Below are 20600 nucleotides of genomic sequence, written 5' to 3' on the forward strand. Positions count from 1 at the left end.
GGGAGGCCGGCCGACAGGTTCGGGCAAGATCCAGGGCGCCAGTGTCGGCTTTCGCCATCAAATGGTCGGACGGGCGCGGCATGGCCCCGAGCATTCCGCCCAAGGGGTTGCCGTCATGTTCTTCGAAAAGCCGAGCCGCGTGGCCGCCATCCTGGCGCTCCTCGCTCTGGCAACAGGTTCGTCGCCGGTCGCGGCCGAGCCGGCCGCGCGCGATCTGTTCGGCGCCAAGCCCGTTCCCTCGGCCCAGACGCCCGAGGCGATCGGCTTCTATTCGCACGGTTGCCTCGCCGGCGGCGTCGACATGCCGAAGGACGGGCCGACCTGGCAGGTGATGAAGGTGTCGCGGAACCGGGCCTGGGGGCACCCCGCCCTGATCGACTATCTCCAGCGCCTGTCCCGGCAGGCGGCGGCCGAGGACAATTGGCGCGGGCTTCTCTTCGGCGACATGGCCCAGCCGCGGGGCGGCCCGATGAAGAACGGCCATGCCTCGCACCAGATCGGTCTCGACGCCGACATCTACCTGACGGAGATGCCGAACCGCCGCCTCTCCGACGACGAGCGCGACAACATGGACCTGCCCTCGGTCATCGACCCCCGCACCAAGCGCGTGGACGAGCGGCGCTGGCGTCCCGAAATGCTGAAGCTCATCCGCACGGCGGCGAAATCGCGCGAGGTCCAGCGCATCTTCGTCAATCCCGGCATCAAGGAGAAGCTCTGCAAGACCGCGGGCGGCGACCGCGCCTGGCTGAACAAGGTCCGGCCGATGTACGGGCACGATTATCACTTCCATGTCCGCATGTACTGCCAGACCGGCGAGGCCGATTGTCAGCCGCAGGAATCGACCGGACGGGACGAGGGATGCGATCTCGACTGGTGGTTCAAGGTCGCGCTGAAGCCGGCCCCGCCCGGCGCCAAGCCGCCGAAGCCGCGTCCGCCGCTGACGCTGGCCGCCCTTCCCAAAGTCTGCCGCACCGTTCTGGCCGCTCCCGCCCGGCGCGGCGGCGAGCCGCAGATCGCCGCGCAGCCGGCGTCCGCACCGGCCGCCCCCGCCGCGCTGGCGCTGGACGCGCCCGATGGGGGCGCTGCCTTCCCGCCCCTTCCCGGCGCGGTGCCCATTCCGGGGTCGCGCCCTCTCCCGTGATTTCGCGAGGAAGCTCTCGGGAAAGGCGCGAGCGCGGCTTTACTTTGCCGCCTGCGATGCTTTATCGCTGGCGCATCCAAATCGATTGAAATGCAAGGCGGTGAGGCCATGTCCCTGACGCTCGACAGCACGCAGGCGCTGAAGTTTCCGATTCTCATCGGCGACATCGGCGGCACCAACGCGCGCTTCGCCATTCTCATCGACGCCTTCGCCGATCCCCGCTCCTTCCCGATCGTGCAGACGGCCGACTACGCCACGATCGACGAGGCGATCCAGGCCTCCGTCCTCGACAAGACCTCCGTGCAGCCGCGGTCTGCCGTGCTGGCGGTCGCCGGTCCGGTCGACGGCAACGAGATCCATCTGACGAACTGTCCCTGGGTCCTGCGTCCGACGAAGATGCTGGAATCGCTCGGTCTGGGCGAAATCATCGTCCTCAACGACTTCGAGGCGCAGGCGCTCGCCGTCTCCGCCTTGCCGGAGGCCTCGCGCCAGAAGATCGGCGGCGGCACGGCGCACGAGGGCGCGAGCCGCGTGGTGCTCGGACCCGGCACCGGCCTCGGCGTCGCCGGGCTCGTCCGCGCCCGGCGCATGTGGATTCCGGTGGCGGGCGAGGGCGGCCACATCGACCTCGGGCCGCGCACGGAGCGCGACCGCGCGATCTGGCCGCATCTGCGCACCATCGAGGGCCGCGTCTCGGCCGAGGAGGTCCTCAGCGGCCGCGGCCTCGTCAACGTCTACGACGCGGTCTGCCGCTCCGAAGGCGCCGAACCCGTGCTGACCACGCCGGCGGAAGTGACGGATGCCGCGATCGGCAAGAAGAACAGCCAAGCGTCCGAGGCCGTCGATCTCTTCGCGACCTATCTCGGGCGCGTGGCCGGCGATCTCGGCCTGATCTTCATGGCGCGGGGCGGCGTCTACATCGCCGGCGGCATCTTCCAGCGGATCATCCCGATTCTCCGGCAGGCGGAAATGCGCGAGGCCTTCGAGGACAAGGCGCCCCATCGCGCGCTTCTCAAGGACATGCCGCTCTACGTCATCACCGAGCCGCTCGCCGCGCTCGCCGGTCTTGCGACCTTCGCCCGGACCCCGCGCTTCTTCGGCATCGAGACGACGGGGCGTCGCTGGACGGTCTGAAACCGCAAAGCGCCCTCGACCGCGCGGCCGTCCGGGGGCGGCGGCGGGCCGGCGAGGCATCGACGCCATAGGCAGACCGGCGCGGGCGGTCTATAGAGCGGTCCGATCCGAACGGCCGACCGACTGGCCAAGCCCGAGCGCATGACGTCTTGAAGAAGCACCCGACCCCGTCCCTGCCGCGCGAACGCGGGCTCGTGATGCGCCTCCTCCGGCGGGTCTTCGCCGAAAACGGCCGGGACTATTTCGGAGCCTACGCGCTGGCGGTCCTCTGCCTCGTGCTGGGCTCGGCCGCCACCGCCTTCCTCGCCTGGATCATGCGGGACGTCATCGACCAGATCTTCGTCGAGCAGAACCGCGCGCTGCTCGTCTCTCTGCCGCTCGCCGTCTTCGGCGCCTTCCTAGTGCGCGGGATCGTGACCTATGGGCAGGGCGTCATCCTGTCCCGCATCGGCAACAACATCGTCGCGCGCTATCAGCGCCGGCTCTTCGCGCATCTGACGGACCTCTCCGTCGACTTCTTTTCCGAGAACCGCTCGGCGCATCTCGCCGCCCGGATCAACCAGAACGTCTCGGGCATCCGCGACACGCTCAACCTCACGATCACCTCGATCGCGCGCGATGCCCTGACGCTGGTCTTTCTCGTCGGCGTCATGATCTGGCAGGACCCGGTCCTCTCCGCGATCGCGCTGCTGGCCGGCCCGCCGGTCGCCTGGATGATCTCCAGTCTCGCCCGCAAGCTCCGCGTCGCCACCCGGCAGTCGATCGATCTCAACGCGCGCGTGCTCGGCGCCATGCAGGAGACCGCGCAGGGGATCACGGTGGTCAAGGCCTTCACGATGGAGGAGGTCCTGCGGGCTCGCGTCGAGACGCTGATCCTCGCGGCCGAGGAGCGCTCGAACCGCATCGCCGCGATCACCGAGCGCTCCGGCCCGGTCATGGAAGCGGTTGCCGGTCTCGCGGTTGCCGCGGTCATCGGCTATTCCGGTTATCGCGCCATCGTCTACGGCTATTCGCCAGGCTCGATGTTCGCCTTCATCACCGCGCTGCTGCTCGCCTACGATCCGGCACGGCGGCTCGCCAAGCTGCAGGTCCAGCTCGAGCGTGCGCTCGTCAACGCCCAGATGATCTACGAGATCCTCGACATCAAGCCGCGCCAGGCGGACGATGCCGAGGGGCGAGCTCTGGCCGTCACCGGCGGCGAGATCGCGTTTCAATCCGTCGACTTCGCCTATCACGCGGGCGAGCCGGTCCTGCGCGGCGTCTCCTTCCACGCGCCGGCGGGCAAGACGACGGCGCTGGTGGGCGGATCGGGCGGCGGCAAGTCGACGATCATTTCGCTTCTGCAGCGCTTCTACGATGTCGGCGGCGGGCGGATCCTCATCGACGGGCAGGACATCGCGCGCGTCACCAAGCGCTCGCTCCGCGCCCGGATCGCCTATGTCTCCCAGCAGCCCTACCTCTTCGAGGGCACGATTCGCGACAACATCCGCTTCGGCCGTCCCGATGCGAGCGACGAAGAGGTCGAGGAGGCCGCGCGCCTCGCACAGGCGCACGAGTTCATCCTCGCCCAGCCGAACGGTTTCGACACGCCGCTCGGCGAAAACGGCGCCAGCCTGTCCGGCGGCCAGCGCCAGCGTCTGTCGATCGCGCGCGCGCTCGTGCGCAACGCGCCGATCCTCCTTCTCGACGAGGCCACTTCGGCTCTCGACACGCGGTCCGAAACCCTCGTGCAGGCCGCCCTCGACGAGGTGATGAAGGACCGGACCGTGCTCGTCGTCGCACACCGGCTGTCGACCGTCGTCAATGCCGACCAGATCCTCGTCATGGAAAACGGTCGCATCGCCGAGACGGGGACGCATCGCGACCTCATCGGCCGGACGGGCGGGCTCTACGCGCGGTTCCACGGCCTGAACGAGTTTTCCGCGCCGGCCGAGGCCGACGCTCCGGCCTGACGGGCCGACCTTCGCGAAAGACGGGGCAGGACCATGGACGAGATGCGCTTGGTGGTGATGGGGGCGTCGGGCCGCATGGGGCGCGCGCTCATCGCCGCGATCGAGGAAACGACCGGTCTCGTTCTCCACGCGGCCGTGGAGCGGCCGGGATCGCCAGCAGTCGGCGCGACGGTCGGCGCGACGGTCGGTTCTGGTGCGATCGAGATCACGGACCGTTTGGACCACGCGCTGGACGGTGCGGACGGCGTCGTCGACTTCACGGCGCCGGCCTCCAGCGTGGCTGTCGCCGCCCTCGCGGCACGGCTCGGGCTCGTCCATGTCATCGGGACGACCGGGTGCTCGGCGGCGGACGACGAGGCCATCGCCGCCGCCGCTGCGGCGGGCGCGCGCATCGTGAAGTCGGGCAATATGAGCCTTGGCGTCAATCTTGTCGCCGGCCTCGTGAAGCTCGCGGCGCGGTCGCTGCCGGCCGACGCCTTCGACATCGAGATTCTCGAGATGCATCATCGTCACAAGGTGGATGCTCCCTCCGGGACGGCGCTGCTTCTCGGAACGGCTGCCGCCGAAGGCCGGGGCGTGCCGCTGGCGGAGGCCTCCGTGCGGGTCCGCGACGGGCATACCGGTGCGCGTCCGCAGGGCGCGATCGGCTTCGCGACGCTGCGGGGCGGCTCGGTCGTCGGGGACCATCAGGTGATCCTGGCGGGCGAGGGCGAGCGGATCGAACTGTCCCACCGAGCCGACGACCGCTCGATCTTCGCGCGGGGCGCCCTGCGCGCCGCTCTTTGGGCCCGATCGCAGGCGCCCGGCCTTTATTCCATGCAGGACGTTCTCGGTCTCGGCTGAGGCAGGACGCGGATCGGCAAGGCTGCGCCCCGAGCCTTTCTCCAGGTGCAAGGCCGGGGGCCGCGAGCGGTCACGCCGACGGAAAGACCGATGCTCGGGGAAGGTGGCTTTTCAAGCCGCCCGAACTGGTTCACACCGACAAGGCCACGAAGACGCTGCTCCGGAGCCTTGCCCATGACCCGTACCCTCGTCCTCGTCCGTCACGGACAGAGCGAATGGAACCTCAAGAACCTCTTCACCGGCTGGAAGGATCCCGACCTCACGCTCAAGGGCATCGAGGAAGCGCGCCGGGCCGGCCGTCTGATCAAGGCCTCGGGTCTCCACTTCGGCACGGCGTTCACGAGCGAGCTCTTCCGCGCCCAGCGCACGCTCCAGCTGCTGCTCGCCGAACAGGGCCAGGTCGGCGTGCCCGTCGTGCGGGACGTGGCCTTGAACGAGCGCGATTACGGCGAGCTCTCCGGCCTCAACAAGGACGATGCGCGCGCCAAGTGGGGCGAGGATCAGGTCCACATCTGGCGCCGCTCCTACGACATCGCTCCGCCCGGCGGCGAAAGCCTCAAGGATACGGGCGCGCGCGTCTGGCCCTATTACATCCACCGTATCCTGCCGAAGGTCCTGTCCGGCGACAACGTGATCGTCGCGGCGCACGGCAACTCCCTGCGCGCTCTCGTCATGGCCCTGGAAGGCCTGTCGCCGCAGGACATCGTCGCGCGCGAGATCGAGACGGGCGTGCCTCTCGTCTATCGGTTGAATGCCGATTCCACGGTGCACGAAAAGGAAATCCTCCACGGCTGAGACAGCAAACAACAACGCCCGGTCCAGGAGTGACCGGGCGTTCCGAATTTCGATCCTGACAGCCTTTTAATCAGGCGTCCTTGCTGCTCTCGTCGATGATGGCGAAGTCGTCCGCATCGACCTCCGCGTCGGTGTCGAAGCCCTCGGTTTCATCCTCGGGAACCACCGGCCGCGAGCCGTAATCGTGGCCGCCATCGGCCAGCATCGACAAGGCGTCGGTGATCTGGACGTCGAGCGGCACGTCTTCCGACTCGTCCCTATCGCGCGGCAGGGACGGGGCGTCCGCCGTCGGGGTGAACGAGCGGTTCAGTTCGGGGTTGATACCACCCGTCCCGACGTCGACGATGTCGTCGGCCGGCCACGGATCGGTGCGCGGCCCATCCGAAGAAGGCCCGCCCGTTCCGCCCATGTCGCGCGACTGGGTCATCTCTGTTCTCCCCATCGTTGCAGGCGTCAGTTCGAAGTGCCGTCCGTGCCGGGAGCCGTGCCGGTCGTGGCGTTCGGCGTCGTGGTCGTCGTGGCAGGCGTGCCGGCGGTATCGGTCGAGGTCGGCGCGGTCGTCGTGGACGTGTCGCCGCCGGCGGCCGAGCCCGGAATGTTTTCATCCGGCAGGATACTGCCGTAGATGCCCATGCCGATGAAGGCGATCACGGCGAGAACGAGAGCGATGATGAGAACGCGAAGGACCGGCGTTCCCTTCTTGCCCTGCCGGGCGTCCTGAGCGTCGAGACGGGGTGCCATGCGTGACTCCTGAACGGGTTCTCGCGCGAAAGGGCGCGGTGGATGAAGTGGCAACAAGGTGGGGGATGGAAGGTTCCGTCGCGGTTCCGGGGGCACGGCGGCGGATCGTCGCGAGACCGCCGGCCCTGCATCGACCGGTCGGGATCGGTCATCCCGGATCGGCCCCTATGCGGGGCGCGAGGCCGCGACGTCGGAGATGCAACGAGCCTCCGCGTCAATAGAAGCGTCCGGCGCGACAGGGCTCGACCCGATCGCGCCGGACGTTCCGGCACATGTGCGGGACCTCAGCGCCCGCGAAGGAACGACAGGATGCCGTAGAGCCCGGCAAAGCCGACCGCCGCTGCCGGAACGATCACCAGTCCCTTGCGCTGGCGCAGGACGCGAAGGAGTTGCGGCGCGTTGGAGAGCGCCGTCACGCCCGCGATCGACGCGATGTCGCGTTGAAGGCGATCGTCCGCCCGGTTTGCCGGCTTCCGGCCCGTGATCTTCGCCATGACGAAGGTCACCACGAGCAGCACGAAGGTCACGCCCGCGAAGATCAGCGCGGTCTCGATCACGCCGATATGCGACGCGATCCAGGCGAAGAGGGCCAGGAGAAGGAAGGCGAGCATGACCAGCGCGAGGATGGCCATGAGAAGATAGAGGCCGGCGAGCCTCTTCAGGCGAGCGAACATGATGCCCGCTTCGCCCGTGAAGAGGCGCATGATCAGCGCCAGAACCATGTCAGCGGAACAGGCGGGCGTAGAGGTAGCCGGCTGCCGCCGCGATCAGCACTGCCTTGATCGGCTCGGCCCGGACGCGCTCGGTGATCTCCGCCTCGAAGTCGGACGCCGCTTCCTGCGCCTGCTGGAGATAGCGCTCGCCGCGGTCGCGAACGTCGTCGCGCAGCGCGAAGGCCTGACGTTTGGCGCCGTCGGCGCGCTCGGACGCGAGCGACTTCAGGGCTTCCGCGACGCCGGCGACGTCTTCGCGCAGACGCGAGACCTGAACCTCCAGATCCTTGTCGGACGAACGCCCGGACCCGATCGGATCGGAATTCGAGGAAAAGTCGTTCGACGTGGTTTCGGGCTGCATGTGTCGACCTCGCGTGTGATGTATCAAAAGGGGGCGGCGACATCACGCCGTCCCGATGTGCTTCTCAAATGACCCCGCGAAAGCGAGGTTCCATGACATCCGGGGAAATTGCTCATGGAGCACCCGGCATGGTTCACGCCGCCGGCGTCAGCCCGATGATCTGCGAGGAGATCGAGTCCGGACCGTATTCGCCGTCGCCCTCGATGCCGAGAACGTCGGCGATCCGCGTGCGGGCGCGCGACACGCGGCTCTTGATCGTTCCGACCGCGCATTTGCAGATTTCGGCTGCTTCCTCATAGGAGAAGCCGGACGCGCCGATCAGGATCAGCGCCTCGCGCTGGTCGTCCGGCAACTGGTCGAGGGCCTTGCGGAAATCCTGCAGGTCGAGATGGCCGTGCTGCTCGGGATGGCCGGCGAGCTGCATCGCATGGATGCCGTCGACATCCTGGACCTCGCGGCCCTTCTTGCGCATCTGGGTATAGAACTCGTTGCGCAAGATCGTGAACAGCCAAGCCTTGAGATTGGTGCCCGGCTGAAACGTGTGCTGCTTGTCCCAGGCCTTGACCAACGTCTCCTGCACGAGATCGTCGGCCCGGTCGAACGAACCCGAGAGCGATGCGGCGAAGGCTCTCAGATTGGGGATGATGGAGATGAGTTCGCGACGGAATTCGGGATCCTGACTCATGACGACTGCCTCCTCAGGACCGCTCTGTCCGCTTGGACGCGGACTCGGCGGCATCCAGCGCATCGAGGAGCGACAGAAACCGATCTGGCACGGGCTCGCTGGCGAAGTCGTCGTAATAGGCTTTCAGCTTCTTCCCGATCGCGGAGTTCAAGCCGAGATCCACCGTTTGTCCGGATGTGGCGCCGTGCGGATTGTCCATCGGATCATCCTCTTTCTTGCGGTCTTCCATCAATCCTCACGTCACTCTCGAACGATCCTGTCGAAACGCGTGGCGATCAAGCCGCCGCCCGTTCCTGATGCAGGAAGATGTAAGCATTCCGCGATTCAGCAAGCCCAAACCAATCAAAAGGATGAGTCCATTGGATCGTCCGGCCGATCCAATGGAGGCACAGGGTTTCCTCCTTAGGACCTGACCGAATAAAACCCTGAAACGCGTGAAAGGTTCCTGTGCCGGGAACTTTTGGGCTATGATCACGTTGGCGGATCGTTCGTCTGCACTTACCAGTTCGACACGAGGGGAGAATTCATGTCGATGTCGTCGCGCATAGCGCCCCACATTCCCTATCTTAGACGCTATGCTCGCGCTCTCAGTGGTTCCCAGGCCAGCGGCGATGCCTATGTCGCTGCCGTGCTCGAGACCTTGATCGCCGATCCCTCGCTCTTCGATCCCGACGAGAGTCCGCGCCTGTCGCTCTACCGGCTGTTTTCGTCGCTCTGGCAGTCCGTCGAGGTGAACATCCGCGAGGATGCGCCGGTCTCGGCCTGGGAGGAGAAGACCTCCCGCAATCTTCGCGGCATCTCGCCCCTGCCGCGTCAGGCGTTCCTTCTCGTCGCGGTGGAGGGATTCACGACGAGCGAGGCGGCTTTGATCCTTTCGGTCGGCGAGGCGGACTTCTCCGCGCTGATCGATCAGGCGAGCATCGATATCGGTCGCCAGGTCTCCACGCAGATCATGATCATCGAGGACGAGCCGCTGATCGCGATGGACATCGAGCAGATGGTCGAGAGCCTCGGCCATGGCGTCACCGGCATCGCGCGCACGCACAAGGAAGCGATGACGCTGTTCGAGCAGCAGAAGCCGGGCATGGTCCTGGCCGATATCCAGCTCGCCGACGGTTCGTCGGGCATTGATGCGGTCAACGACATCCTGGCCAAGGTCTCGGTCCCCGTGATCTTCATCACGGCCTTTCCCGAGCGGCTGCTCACCGGCGAGCGGCCGGAGCCGACCTTCCTCGTCACCAAGCCGTTCAATCCCGACATGGTGAAGGCTCTGATCAGCCAGGCGCTGTTCTTTGAAGCGGACAAGAAGGCCGCAGCCTGACGAACGGTGGGAGGCGGCATCGTTTGCCATCCTTCAAACCGGCAGCCGGTGCCAAGATCCTCCCGGGGAACTTCTCCTGCGAAACATCGTTTGTTAGCCGGGTGCCGTGATGGCGCGGCACCCGCGTCTGCCTGTCGATCGCCGCCCCGCATTCCTTGACCATGAGGAATGGGCGACAGCTCTTTGCTGGGGGCGAGGGAGATCTTCGGGGCTGTTTGAGCGGGCGGGCCCCACGGCCCGGCGGACGTAGGCTGGACCAAGGTGGTCGTCAATTAACGGTTCGAGCGTCTGCACATGGTCGCGTTCAAGGCTCTCAAGGCCCTTGCCAGCACCGAGATGACGATCTTCGCGCAAGATCGGGATCTGCGGTACCTGTGGGTGTTCAATCCCGGCGACTCCTGGCTGACGGAGCAGGCCCATGGCCGCACCGACGAGGAAGTGCTGACCGGGCCGGTTTCCGAACGCGCGATCGCGGTGAAGCGGGAGGTGCTGGCGTCGCAGCGGCCGGCTCGTTTCGAACTCACCATGACCTCCGGTTCCGCGACGCGGTGGTTCGACGTTCGAGTCGACGTGGACCGCGACGAGGCGAACGGCGTCGTCGGGATCATCGGGTCCTCCTTCGAGATCACCGAGCAGAAGCGGCGTGAGGAGACCTTGAAGACCCTCCTGCGCGAGCTGTCGCACCGATCCAAGAATCTCCTCGCCATCATCCAGAGCCTCGCCAGCCAGACGGCCCGCCATTCCGTCACCGTACCCGAATTCCTTGTGCGCTTCCGCGGGCGCATCCAGTCGCTCTCCTCCTCTCAGGACATCGTGACCGATGCGGACTGGCGGGGGGCCGATCTCGGCAGTCTCATCGTCATGCAGGTCGAGCGCTACGCGCCGGACGGGATGGGGCAGGTCCGGTTCGAGGGGCCCGACGTCTACCTCTCGCCGACCGCGTCCCTGCATGTCGGCCTCGCGCTGCACGAACTCGCCGTCAATGCCGCGTCCTACGGTTCGCTTTCGGTGCCGGGCGGGCACGTCTCGATCGATTCCCGCTTCGTGACGAAGGAAGACGAGCGCTTCCTTCAGCTGACCTGGCAGGAGCGGGACGGTCCGCGCGTCCGGGTCGACAATGATGCGCGGTTCGGGACGTCGACGCTGGAGCGGATCGTTCCGAACTCCGTCGGCGGCGAGGCTGCGCTGGAATACAGGCCGGAGGGGATTTCCTACTCCCTGCTCATTCCCGATTCTCAGTTCGAGACCGCCCCCGCGACGGGTTGAGTTGCGCCGGGTCGCGCGTCCGTCGGCCGAATTCCCGAAAGCGCCTCCATCCCGCCATCCTCGCCTCCGGTCTGCAGAGGTCGCGACCGACCCGTCCGGCTGAACCCGCTGCGGATGATGGTGCGCCTCTTGCGCGTCCTCTGCCGCCGGGAGAGGCCGTCCCTTCGCGTGGATCGATGACGTTGCGTCCGGACGTGCCATGTCCTGCGTGCGATGCGTCCCAACCGAAGGAAATCCAACGCGCTGAGATCGCCCAGGAACGGCCGGATGGTCCGATGCTTCGCAGAGGGAAGCGCGGTTCCGATGCCGGAAAAAGCCGGTCAGTTCAGTGGCGTCATCAGTCTTCCTTAAAATCCAGTGCAAAATGGCGGCATCACGGACTCGTGATTTCCGGCTGCCGGGTTCCGGGAACCGCCCTGCGCCGAGTCCATTGTATCTGCAAAAGGAGATGCAGTCATGGAACATGTCGCCGCTTTCATGTTGCTTGTTGGTTGCAATGCCGACGCCAGCGTCTGCCAGGAAATTCCAGTTCCCGTTGCGGCATATGAGAGTGCCGACGAATGTCAGCAGGAGCTCGCGGTGCAAATCCGCTTGAGCGGTGCCGGCGAGGAAAAGGTCTACGGCGCCTGCAAGGAGATCGACGAGGAGGCGTTCGAGCAGTCGGCGACGATCGATTGGTCGATCAGCCGTTCAGGCAAGTTGCTCGTCACGTTCGATGCAGAACCGCAGGTCGTCGCGGCACGCTAAGATCCGCTCATCCCGACATCGTCGCTGCTGGATGCTGCCCGCGCCGCCGCATCCGTGCTTGCTGACGAGGCCGGGGAAAAAGTTTCCAGTTGATGGAACCAGGAACCGGCGCCATGGTTCAGCGTTCGGGACACACTGACAGTCAAAGGGCGTAGGGTCGATGAGAAAATTGATGATGGGGGGCCTGATCGGCCTGACGCTGGTTTCGGCCGGTTGCACGCAGACCGACCGCTCGACGGCGATCGGTGCGGGCCTCGGTGGCCTCGGTGGCGCGGCGATCGGTGCCGGAATTTCCGGTGACGCCAAGGGCGCGCTGATCGGCGGTGCCCTCGGTGCCGGTGCAGGCGCCATTGCCGGCAACGTGATCGGCCGCTCGCAGGCTGGCGATTGCATCTACCGCGATCCCCGCACGGGTCAGCGCTACGTGGCGGCTTGCCCGTAATTCTTTTTCTTTCTGCGAACGCGTGAGAAGGCACTGCCGAGAGGCGGTGCCTTTTTCATTGCGATGCGGTCATATCCGAACCATGGCGAGGGAGCGCTCGAGTTCATGTTGGGACTTATCCGATCGGTTGCGGCCACGAGCTTCCTTCTCCTGGGGGCCGCTTTTGGTTTGTCCGCCTGTGGCCAGCGCGATCGTCTTCCGCCGGTCTTCGGCGCGGTTTTCGGTGTGACCGGCGCCGAGGTGACGCCGTTCACGCAAGGACGGATTCCGGAGGCCGCCGTCCGGTCGAACTCCCGTCTCGTCGGCGCGGCCGCCGCCAATCCCGGTTCCTGCATCTGGCGCGATCCCGCGGGCCGGCGTTTCCGCGCGCCGTGCCCCGAAGGATCGGACGGTCTCGGCCCGTCGTCCTGACATCGGGTCGGTCCTCGACCGACGATCCATCGCCTCAACCTCACGGCCGGGTTGCCGAGAGGTGCGTTGGCGGTGTTTGCGCGGAGCGGCGTCGAGGTCTATCTCTCGGGCACGACGAGGCCTCGGCCTTTGCCGAACGACGGGATCGACATGAGCGAAGCTGCCAAGAACGACATCCTTTCCCTGCTGCGACAGATGCAGGCCCCGGACGGAGCGGGCGACGTCGTTGCGCGCGGCATCGTTTCCGACATCTTCATGGCCGATGGAAAGGCCTTCTTCTCCCTGACGGTCCCGGCCGATCGTGCGGAGCGGTTCGAGCCGTTCCGTCAGGAGGTCGAGCGGCGCGTCGCCGCGCTGCCGGGCATCGCGTCCGCGATGGTCGCGCTCACCGCCGAGCGGAGTGCCAGCTCGGCGCCGCCCGCGCGACCGCCCGTCCCTCGACCGCCCGTCCCAAGATCCGCGCCGTCCGCGCAGCCCCACGATCACGGGCATTCCCACGCTCACCCTCATCCCCATCGCCCGGCGCAGCCGCAGCGCACGCCGCCCGCTTCCGGAGGGGCGGCGCCTCGTTCGGGCAAGCCCGGCGTGCCCGGCATCGACCGGATCGTCGCCGTCGCCTCCGGCAAGGGCGGTGTCGGCAAATCGACGACGGCGGTCAATTTCGCGCTCGGCCTGCAAGCCCTCGGCCTGAAGGTCGGCTTGCTCGACGCCGACATCTACGGCCCCTCCGTCCCGCGCCTTCTCGGCCTCAAGGGCCGGCCGGAAACGGTGAACGGGCGGACCATGGTGCCGCTCGAGGCCTTCGGACTGAAAGCGATGTCGATGGGCTTCCTCGTGGAGGAAGACACGCCGATGATCTGGCGCGGCCCCATGGTCATGTCGGCCTTGACGCAGATGCTGCGCGAGGTGGAATGGGGCAAGCTCGACGTCCTCGTCGTCGACATGCCGCCCGGCACCGGAGACGCCCAATTGACCATGGCGCAGCAGGTGCCGCTCGCCGGCGCCGTGATCGTCTCGACCCCGCAGGACCTCGCGCTCCTCGATGCCCGCAAGGGTCTCGCCATGTTCCGCAAGGTCGACGTTCCGGTTCTCGGCATCGTCGAGAACATGAGCTATTTCCTCTGCCCCGAATGCGGAACGCGATCCGACATCTTCGGCCACGGCGGCGCGCGGGCGGAAGCAGAAGCCCTCGGGGTTCCCTTCCTCGGCGAGGTGCCGCTTCACATGACGATCCGCGAAACCTCGGACGCCGGACGCCCCGTGGTCGCCGCCGAGCCGGACGGCGTTCACGCCGCCATCTTCCGCCGCATCGCGGAGCGGGCGCTGGATGCGATGTCGGCATCCGCCGCCGCGCGAGGGGAAGGCCCGCGGATCGTTTTCGAAAGCTGACGGCAGGCGACGGTGGTCGGGCCAGGGCCGCTTCGCGGTCCCCGACCTCGGCCGTTTCGGCTGAATAGTAAGTTTATCGAATAAACCTGGGGAGATCGCTGCGCTGCAAAACGGCAGATGGGCGTATTGATCAAAAAATAGCTTGCAAGCCATTCCAGAACGTTATCGGATGCGGCTCCCTGCGGGGAGGCCCGCACCGATCTTCGGAGACGACAGGAATGAAGCGAGTATCGACGGTTCTGGCGGCGACGGCCCTGGCTCTGACCCTCGGCAGTGCGGCCTCCGCCAAGACCTTGGTTTATTGCTCCGAAGGCTCGCCCGAAGGCTTCGACCCCGGCCTCTACACGGCCGGCACCACGTTCGACGCCTCGTCGAAGACGACCTACAACCGCCTGACCGAGTTCAAGAAGGGCACGACCGAAGTGGTGCCGGGCCTGGCCGAAAGCTGGACCGTGTCCGACGACGGCCTCGTCTACACGTTCAAGCTTCGTCCCGGCGTGAAGTTCCAGACCACGGACTTCTTCACCCCGACGCGCGACTTCAACGCCGACGACGTGCTCTTCTCCTTCGACCGCCAGTCGAACAAGTCGAACCCGTTCGCCGCCTATGCCGGCGACAACACCTACGGCTACTACAGCGACATGGCCATGCCGACGCTGGTCAAGTCCTTCGAGAAGGTCGACGACCTCACGGTGAAGCTGACCCTGACGCAGCCGAACGCGCCGATGCTGGCGACGCTTGCGATGGATTTCGCGTCCATCATGTCGAAGGAATATGCCGACAAGCTGATCGCCGACGGAACGCCGGAAAAGCTGAACCAGGCGCCGCTCGGCACCGGTCCCTTCGCCTTCGTCGCCTACCAGCAGGACGCCGTCATCCGCTACAAGGCCCATGCCGACTATTGGGGCGGCAAGCAGGCGATCGACGATCTGGTCTTCGCGATCACGCCGGACGCCTCCGTGCGCATCCAGCGCCTGAAGGCGAACGAGTGCCAGATGGCGGCCTACCCGAACCCCGCCGACGTTCCCGCGCTGAAGGCGGACACGACGCTCAACGTCATGGAGCAGTCGGGTCTCAACGTCGGCTACATCGCCTGGAACACGACGCAGGCGCCCTTCGACAAGCCCGAGGTTCGCCGCGCCATGAACATGGCGATCAACAAGCAGGCGATCCTCGACGCGGTCTATCCCGGCGTCGGCCAGATCGCCAAGAACCCGATCCCGCCGACCCTCTGGAGCTACAACGACGCGGTCGAGGACGACAAATACGATCCGGATGCCGCCAAGGCAGCGCTTGAAGCGGCCGGCGTCAAGGATCTCTCGATGAAGCTCTGGGCCATGCCCGTGGCGCGTCCCTACAACCCGAACGGCCGGCGCATGGCCGAGCTGATCCAGGCCGATCTCGCCAAGGTCGGCGTGACCGCCGAGGTCGTCAGCTACGATTGGACGCAGTATCTGAAGCTCGCGGGCGACCCGAAGCACGACGGCGCCGTCATGGCCGGCTGGACCGGCGACAACGGCGATCCCGACAACTTCTTCACCCCGCTGCTCGGCTGCAACGGCGTCGGCTCCGGCAACAAGGCCGCCTGGTGCAACAAGGAGTTCGACGCGTTGATCCAGAAGGCTTCGGCGACGCCGGATCAGGCGGCCCGCACGAAGCTGTACGAGGAGGCGCAGCTCGTCTTCAAGAAGGACGCGCCCTGGGCGACCATCGCCCACTCGCTCGTCGTTCTTCCCATGGCCAAGTCGATCACCGGCTACGCCATGGACCCGCTTGGCTCGCATCGTTTCGACGGCGTCGACATCGCCGAGTAAACCGGCTGTGACCGACGGGCGCCGCGGGACGAGGATATCCTCCCGCGGCGCCCGTTGCGTTTTGGTCGGTCAGTCCTGTAAGGGCCCCTTATGCTTAGCTTCATCCTGAAACGGATCGGGCTCCTGATACCGACCTTCTTCGGCGTCACGCTCATCTCGTTCTTCTTCATCCGCATGCTGCCGGGCGATCCGATCATCGCGATGGCGGGCGAGCGGGGCCTCAGCCCGGAGCGCTACGCGGCGCTTCAGGCGTCGTTCGGCTTCGACAAGCCGCTGATCACCCAGTACGGCATCTTCCTCGGCAAGCTCCTGCAAGGCGATCTCGGCCAGTCGATCGTCACCAAGCAGCCGGTGATCTCCGAATTCTGGACGCTCTTTCCCGCGACGCTGGAACTCTCGCTCGTCGCGATCCTCCTCGCCGTCGTCATCGGCATTCCCGCCGGCGTCTTCGCCGCGGTAAAGCGCGGCTCGTGGCTTGACCAGACGATCATGGGCACCGCGCTCGTCGGCTATTCCATGCCGATCTTCTGGTGGGGCCTCCTGCTCATCATCTTCTTCTCCGGCACGCTCGGCTGGACGCCCGTCTCGGGCCGTATCTCCCTGTTTTACTTCTTCCCGCCCGTCACCGGCTTCATGCTGATCGACAGCCTTCTCTCCGGTGCCAAGGGCGCCTTCTCCTCGGCGGTGAGCCACCTCATCCTGCCCGCCATCGTCCTCGGCACGATCCCGCTCGCTGTCATCGCGCGCCAGACGCGCTCGGCCATGCTGGAGGTGCTGGGCGAGGACTATGTGCGCACCGCGCGCGCCAAGGGCCTGTCGCGCTTTCGCGTCGTCGCGGTCCACGCGCTGCGCAATGCGCTGATTCCGGTCGTCACGACGATCGGCCTTCAGATCGGCACGCTGCTGGCCGGCGCGATCCTCACCGAGACGATCTTTTCCTGGCCGGGCATCGGCAAGTGGATGGTCGAGTCCGTCTTCAAGCGCGATTACCCCGTCGTGCAGGGCGGGCTTCTCATGATCGCGGTGATCGTCATGGCGGTGAACCTCATCGTCGATCTCCTCTACGGCACCATCAATCCGCGAGTGCGCGTCAAATGAGCCAGATCGACGCCGGCAAGGCCGCCGAGGGCATCGGCACCGACATTCCGACCCGGCCGATGGAGCCGAGCGTCCGCCGCCGCCAACTCTCCGAGTTCTGGTTCTACTTCTCGGTCAACAAGGGCGCGGTGATCGGCCTTGCGGTCTTCGCGGCGATCGTCCTCATCGCGATCTTCGCGCCCTGGCTCGCTCCGCACGATCCCGCGATCCAGGACCGCTCGGCGCTTCTCGTGCCGCCCGTCTGGCAGGATGGCGGAACCTGGACCTACATCCTCGGCACGGACGCGGTGGGCCGGGACCTTCTGTCCCGCCTGATCTACGGGTCGCGCTTCTCGCTCTTCGTCGGCGTCATCGTCGTGTCGATCGCGGTTTCGACCGGCATCGTGCTCGGCCTTCTCGCCGGCTATGTCGGCGGCTGGGTCGATACGCTGATCATGCGCGTCATGGACGTGATTCTCGCCTTTCCCTCGCTTCTCCTCGCGCTGGTGCTCGTCGCCATTCTCGGACCGGGCCTCGGCAATGCGATGATCGCGATCGCCCTCGTTCTCCAGCCGCACTTCGTCCGCCTGACGCGGGCGGCCGTGCTGGCGGAAAAGAACCGGGAATACGTCATCGCCGCCCGCGTCGTCGGGGCGGGGCCGATCCGCCTGATGGTCTCGACCATCCTGCCGAACTGCCTGGGGCCGCTGATCGTGCAGGGCACGCTGTCCTTCTCGAACGCGATCCTCGAGGCCGCCGCTCTCGGCTTCCTCGGCATGGGTGCCCAGCCGCCGACGGCCGAATGGGGCACGATGCTGGCCGAAGCGCGCGAATTCGTGCTGCGCGCCTGGTGGGTCGTGACCTTCCCGGGCCTTGCCATCCTCATCACCGTGCTCGCCATCAACCTCGTCGGCGACGGGCTGCGCGACGCGATGGATCCGAAGCTGAAGCGGAGCTGAGGCGATGACGGCGCTGATCGGGCTCCTCGGCGTCGTCATCGGCATTCTGCTCGGCAAGGGACTGGATCGCCTGCTGGACCTTCGGCGGCGACGGGACCGGCAGATCGATATGGTGTTTGCGCTTCATGCCGAGATTGCCGCGGGACTGGGAGCCGTGGAGGAACAGACGGAGACGAGCCAAGCCGCCTATCTCGTGGAAGATGAATGGCCTTTCGGCCCATCCGATCGAACCGACTTCGTTTTCGAAGGGTTGAAGGCCGATCTCACGGTCCTGCCGCAGGAGGTCATCCATCCCGTCGTCCGCTATTATCGTCTGGCCCTGCAGTCGAATCTGATGATCGATCACATCGAACACGAGGGCTATGCCCGCCAGCCTCCGGCCGCACGAAAGCGCTACGCGATCAACCTGATCGCGCTTCTGAACACGCAGAAGATGGCTGCCGATGCAGCGCTTCTCGCATTGGAACTTCGAATGAAGGAATGGGGGCTCGCCTCTCCCCAACGGGGGAGAGGGCCGTCAGACGAGAGGCTTGATGGGTCCGCGCATGGCTCGACTCCGCAAGGTTGACGCATTCAACATAAACAGTGACCGGAAGATTTCCTAGCCCATGCCCCTTCTCACCGTCCGCAACCTCTCCGTCTCCTTCGCCACCTCGACCGGGCCGTTCCGGGCCGTGGACGGGATCGACTATTCGGTCGATGCCGGCGAGGTGCTGGCGATCGTCGGCGAATCCGGCTCCGGCAAGTCCGTCGGCATGCTGGCCGTCATGGGCCTCCTGCCGGCCACCGCCACCGTCACGGCCGACGAGATGCGCTTCGACGGGCGCGACATGCAGACGCTCACGGCCGCCGAGCGGCGCGAGGTGATCGGGCGCGACGTCGCGATGATCTTCCAGGAGCCCAATGCCAGCCTCAATCCCTGCTTCACGGTCGGCTACCAGCTGGAGGAGGTGCTGCAGCAGCACCTGAAGCTCGGCCGCCGCGAGCGCCGGGAGCGGGCGGTGGAGCTGATGCGCTCCGTCGGCATTCCGAGCCCGGAGGAGCGGTTGTCGAGCTATCCGCACCAGATGTCGGGTGGCCAGTGCCAGCGCGTGATGATCGCCATGGCCATCGCCTGCAGCCCGAAGCTCATCATCGCCGACGAGCCGACCACGGCGCTCGACGTGACGATCCAGAAGCAGATCCTCGATCTCCTGATGAAGCTCCAGGCCGACAAGGGCATGGGCCTCATCATGATCACCCACGACATGGGCGTCGTCGCCGAAACCGCCGATCGCGTCATCGTGCAGTACAAGGGCAAGAAGATGGAGGAGTCCGACGTCCTGACCCTCTTCACCGCGCCGACGAGCCCCTACACCAAGGCGCTGCTCTCGGCCCTGCCGGAAAACGCGACGGGCACGCGCCTTCCCACCGTTTCCGACTTCATGGCCCATGCGGGAGCCACGGCATGAGCGCACCCATTCTCGAAGTCCGCGACATCCGCCAGGACTACGTCGTCCATCGCGGCCTCTTCGCCAAGAAGAAGATCGTCCATGCCGTGAAGGGCGTCAGCTTCTCGGTGGAGAAGGGCCGGACGCTGGCGATCGTCGGCGAAAGCGGCTGTGGAAAGTCGACGCTGGCGCGCATCCTGACGCTGATCGACGCGCAGACGAGCGGCGAGCTGATCATCGAGGGCAAGCGCGTCGACATCGCCCGGGAGAAGACCTCGCCGGAGCTGCGCCGCAAGGTGCAGATCGTCTTCCAGAACCCCTACGGCTCGCTCAATCCGCGTCAGAAGATCGGCAGCGTCCTCACCGAACCGCTGATGCTGAACACCGACAAGCCGGCCGCCGAGCGGCGCGACCTCGCCATGGCCATGCTGGTCAAGGTCGGGCTGCAGCCCGAGCACTACAACCGCTATCCCCACATGTTCTCCGGCGGACAGCGCCAGCGCATCGCGATCGCGCGCGCGCTGATGCTCAATCCCTCGATCCTCGTCCTCGACGAGCCGGTCTCGGCGCTCGATCTCTCGGTCCAGGCGCAGATCCTGAACCTCCTCGCCGACCTCCAGGACGAACTCGGCCTCACCTACGTCTTCATCAGCCACGACCTTTCGGTCGTGCGCTTCATCGCCGACGAGGTGATGGTCATGTATCTCGGCGAGGCCGTGGAGCACCGCTCCACGGACGCGATCTTCGCCGACCCGCAGCACCCCTACACCCGCACCCTCTTCGCCGCGACCCCGAGGGCCGATCCCGACACGATCCGGGCGCGCGTGGCGGCGAAGGCGCGGGCGCGGGCCTGAGATCCGTCAGGTTTCCGGCGTGTTGGAAATGATCTCCATCGCGCGTCTTTCGATCCGGTAGCACCAGGTGAGCGCCTTTCCGATGAAGGCGAGGGCGGCAGCGTAGAAGGCGATGTTCAGCGGCCAGACGATGCCGAACATGTCGCCGAGATAGGCGACGAACACGGCGATCAGGAAATAGCGGATCGCACGGCTCTGGGCGATCCCGAACGCGAAGGGCGCATAGGGGCTGCTCGCCTTCAGAGCGCCTTCGAACAGATCCTGCGCTTGCTTGGATCGGATCAGGGTCTTGCGGCTCGCCGACAGCGCGTTCCGGGATATGAAAAGGAGGATCGAGACGATGATCGCGGCGAGGATCGAGGCGAGCACCCCTCCGATAAATCCCTCGCTCGCGAAGAGCGCCGTCCAGTTCTGATAGGCCATCCACCATCTCCAGAAAGCCGCCTGATCGCGATGCGCGCAATCACACCAAGGGCGGACTATCTGAGATTGTATAGAGAAGAGCCTATCAATGTCTTATCCCGG

23 protein-coding genes are annotated in these 20600 nt (G+C 66.3%); 16 read left to right on the forward strand and 7 right to left on the reverse strand.

Going from position 1 to position 20600, the window contains the following annotated elements; genetic code table 11:
• Nucleotides 1–115 precede the first annotated feature (115 nt).
• From mepA to ASG43_RS21470, 5 genes are all read left to right on the forward strand, one after another.
• Nucleotides 116–1141: a penicillin-insensitive murein endopeptidase gene (mepA, locus tag ASG43_RS21450; RefSeq protein ID WP_056509414.1), complete on the forward strand. Its 1026-nt coding sequence runs from the start codon at nt 116–118 to the stop codon at nt 1139–1141.
• Nucleotides 1142–1249: 108 nt separating this feature from the next.
• On the forward strand, nt 1250–2275 hold the full coding sequence (locus ASG43_RS21455) for a glucokinase (RefSeq protein ID WP_056509417.1): 1026 nt from the start codon (nt 1250–1252) through the stop codon (nt 2273–2275).
• Between the two features lie 197 nt (nt 2276–2472).
• Entirely contained in the window at nt 2473–4227 is a 1755-nt protein-coding gene (locus ASG43_RS21460) for an ABC transporter ATP-binding protein (RefSeq protein WP_056509652.1), read from the forward strand.
• 33 nt (nt 4228–4260) lie between these two features.
• On the forward strand, nt 4261–5070 hold the full coding sequence (gene dapB / locus ASG43_RS21465; RefSeq protein WP_056509419.1) for a 4-hydroxy-tetrahydrodipicolinate reductase: 810 nt from the start codon (nt 4261–4263) through the stop codon (nt 5068–5070).
• Between the two features lie 174 nt (nt 5071–5244).
• Nucleotides 5245–5865 (forward strand): 2,3-bisphosphoglycerate-dependent phosphoglycerate mutase, encoded by a 621-nt coding sequence (locus tag ASG43_RS21470; protein ID WP_056509422.1) that lies wholly within the window; start codon nt 5245–5247, stop codon nt 5863–5865.
• 70 nt (nt 5866–5935) lie between these two features.
• On the opposite strand, the gene ASG43_RS21475 is transcribed toward ASG43_RS21470, so the two are convergent.
• The 6 genes from ASG43_RS21475 to ASG43_RS21500 form a co-directional block, all read right to left on the reverse strand.
• Nucleotides 5936–6292, reverse strand: coding sequence for a hypothetical protein (locus ASG43_RS21475; RefSeq protein WP_056509427.1), 357 nt, complete (start codon nt 6290–6292; stop codon nt 5936–5938).
• 26 nt (nt 6293–6318) lie between these two features.
• Entirely contained in the window at nt 6319–6606 is a 288-nt protein-coding gene (locus tag ASG43_RS21480) for a hypothetical protein (protein WP_056509430.1), read from the reverse strand.
• A 284-nt stretch (nt 6607–6890) separates the two neighbouring features.
• Entirely contained in the window at nt 6891–7328 is a 438-nt protein-coding gene (locus tag ASG43_RS21485) for a hypothetical protein (RefSeq protein WP_056509432.1), read from the reverse strand.
• A gap of 1 nt (nt 7329) precedes the next feature.
• Nucleotides 7330–7680 (reverse strand): hypothetical protein, encoded by a 351-nt coding sequence (locus ASG43_RS21490; protein ID WP_056509434.1) that lies wholly within the window; start codon nt 7678–7680, stop codon nt 7330–7332.
• Nucleotides 7681–7813: 133 nt separating this feature from the next.
• Complete coding sequence (locus ASG43_RS21495; RefSeq protein WP_056509437.1) at nt 7814–8365, reverse strand: sigma-70 family RNA polymerase sigma factor; 552 nt, start codon at nt 8363–8365, stop codon at nt 7814–7816.
• A gap of 13 nt (nt 8366–8378) precedes the next feature.
• Nucleotides 8379–8564, reverse strand: a complete 186-nt coding sequence (locus ASG43_RS21500) for a NepR family anti-sigma factor (RefSeq protein ID WP_056509655.1) — start codon at nt 8562–8564, stop codon at nt 8379–8381.
• Between the two features lie 327 nt (nt 8565–8891).
• Between ASG43_RS21500 and ASG43_RS21505 the strand changes: the two genes are divergently transcribed.
• From ASG43_RS21505 to ASG43_RS21560, 11 genes are all read left to right on the forward strand, one after another.
• Entirely contained in the window at nt 8892–9686 is a 795-nt protein-coding gene (locus ASG43_RS21505) for a response regulator (protein ID WP_056509440.1), read from the forward strand.
• A 294-nt stretch (nt 9687–9980) separates the two neighbouring features.
• Nucleotides 9981–10952 (forward strand): PAS domain-containing sensor histidine kinase, encoded by a 972-nt coding sequence (locus tag ASG43_RS21510; RefSeq protein WP_056509443.1) that lies wholly within the window; start codon nt 9981–9983, stop codon nt 10950–10952.
• 456 nt (nt 10953–11408) lie between these two features.
• Nucleotides 11409–11699 carry a hypothetical protein gene (locus ASG43_RS21515; protein ID WP_056509446.1) on the forward strand — a complete coding sequence of 97 codons (291 nt, stop codon included), beginning with the start codon at nt 11409–11411 and terminating at the stop codon, nt 11697–11699.
• 160 nt (nt 11700–11859) lie between these two features.
• A complete protein-coding gene (locus ASG43_RS21520) occupies nt 11860–12141 on the forward strand; it encodes a hypothetical protein (RefSeq protein WP_056509449.1) in 282 nt (93 codons plus the stop codon).
• 561 nt (nt 12142–12702) lie between these two features.
• On the forward strand, nt 12703–13941 hold the full coding sequence (gene apbC / locus ASG43_RS21530; protein WP_056509657.1) for an iron-sulfur cluster carrier protein ApbC: 1239 nt from the start codon (nt 12703–12705) through the stop codon (nt 13939–13941).
• A 218-nt stretch (nt 13942–14159) separates the two neighbouring features.
• Entirely contained in the window at nt 14160–15755 is a 1596-nt protein-coding gene (locus ASG43_RS21535) for an ABC transporter substrate-binding protein (protein WP_056509453.1), read from the forward strand.
• A 90-nt stretch (nt 15756–15845) separates the two neighbouring features.
• Nucleotides 15846–16853, forward strand: coding sequence for an ABC transporter permease subunit (locus tag ASG43_RS21540; RefSeq protein ID WP_056509456.1), 1008 nt, complete (start codon nt 15846–15848; stop codon nt 16851–16853).
• A 59-nt stretch (nt 16854–16912) separates the two neighbouring features.
• The gene (locus tag ASG43_RS21545; protein WP_056509659.1) at nt 16913–17791 is read left to right on the forward strand and encodes an ABC transporter permease subunit; all 879 of its coding nucleotides are present in this window, start codon (nt 16913–16915) and stop codon (nt 17789–17791) included.
• 4 nt (nt 17792–17795) lie between these two features.
• Nucleotides 17796–18359, forward strand: coding sequence for a hypothetical protein (locus ASG43_RS21550; protein WP_056509458.1), 564 nt, complete (start codon nt 17796–17798; stop codon nt 18357–18359).
• Nucleotides 18360–18399: 40 nt separating this feature from the next.
• Entirely contained in the window at nt 18400–19242 is an 843-nt protein-coding gene (locus ASG43_RS21555) for an ABC transporter ATP-binding protein (RefSeq protein WP_082491115.1), read from the forward strand.
• Complete coding sequence (locus ASG43_RS21560; RefSeq protein WP_056509460.1) at nt 19239–20075, forward strand: dipeptide ABC transporter ATP-binding protein; 837 nt, start codon at nt 19239–19241, stop codon at nt 20073–20075. The genes ASG43_RS21555 and ASG43_RS21560 overlap by 4 nt, the downstream gene beginning before the upstream one ends.
• Nucleotides 20076–20081: 6 nt before the next feature.
• Here ASG43_RS21560 and ASG43_RS21565 read toward each other — a convergent pair whose 3' ends face one another.
• The gene (locus ASG43_RS21565; RefSeq protein ID WP_056509463.1) at nt 20082–20498 is read right to left on the reverse strand and encodes a hypothetical protein; all 417 of its coding nucleotides are present in this window, start codon (nt 20496–20498) and stop codon (nt 20082–20084) included.
• Nucleotides 20499–20600 lie beyond the last annotated feature (102 nt).

The organism is Aureimonas sp. Leaf454, assembly GCF_001424685.1.
GTDB lineage: Bacteria > Pseudomonadota > Alphaproteobacteria > Rhizobiales > Rhizobiaceae > Plantimonas.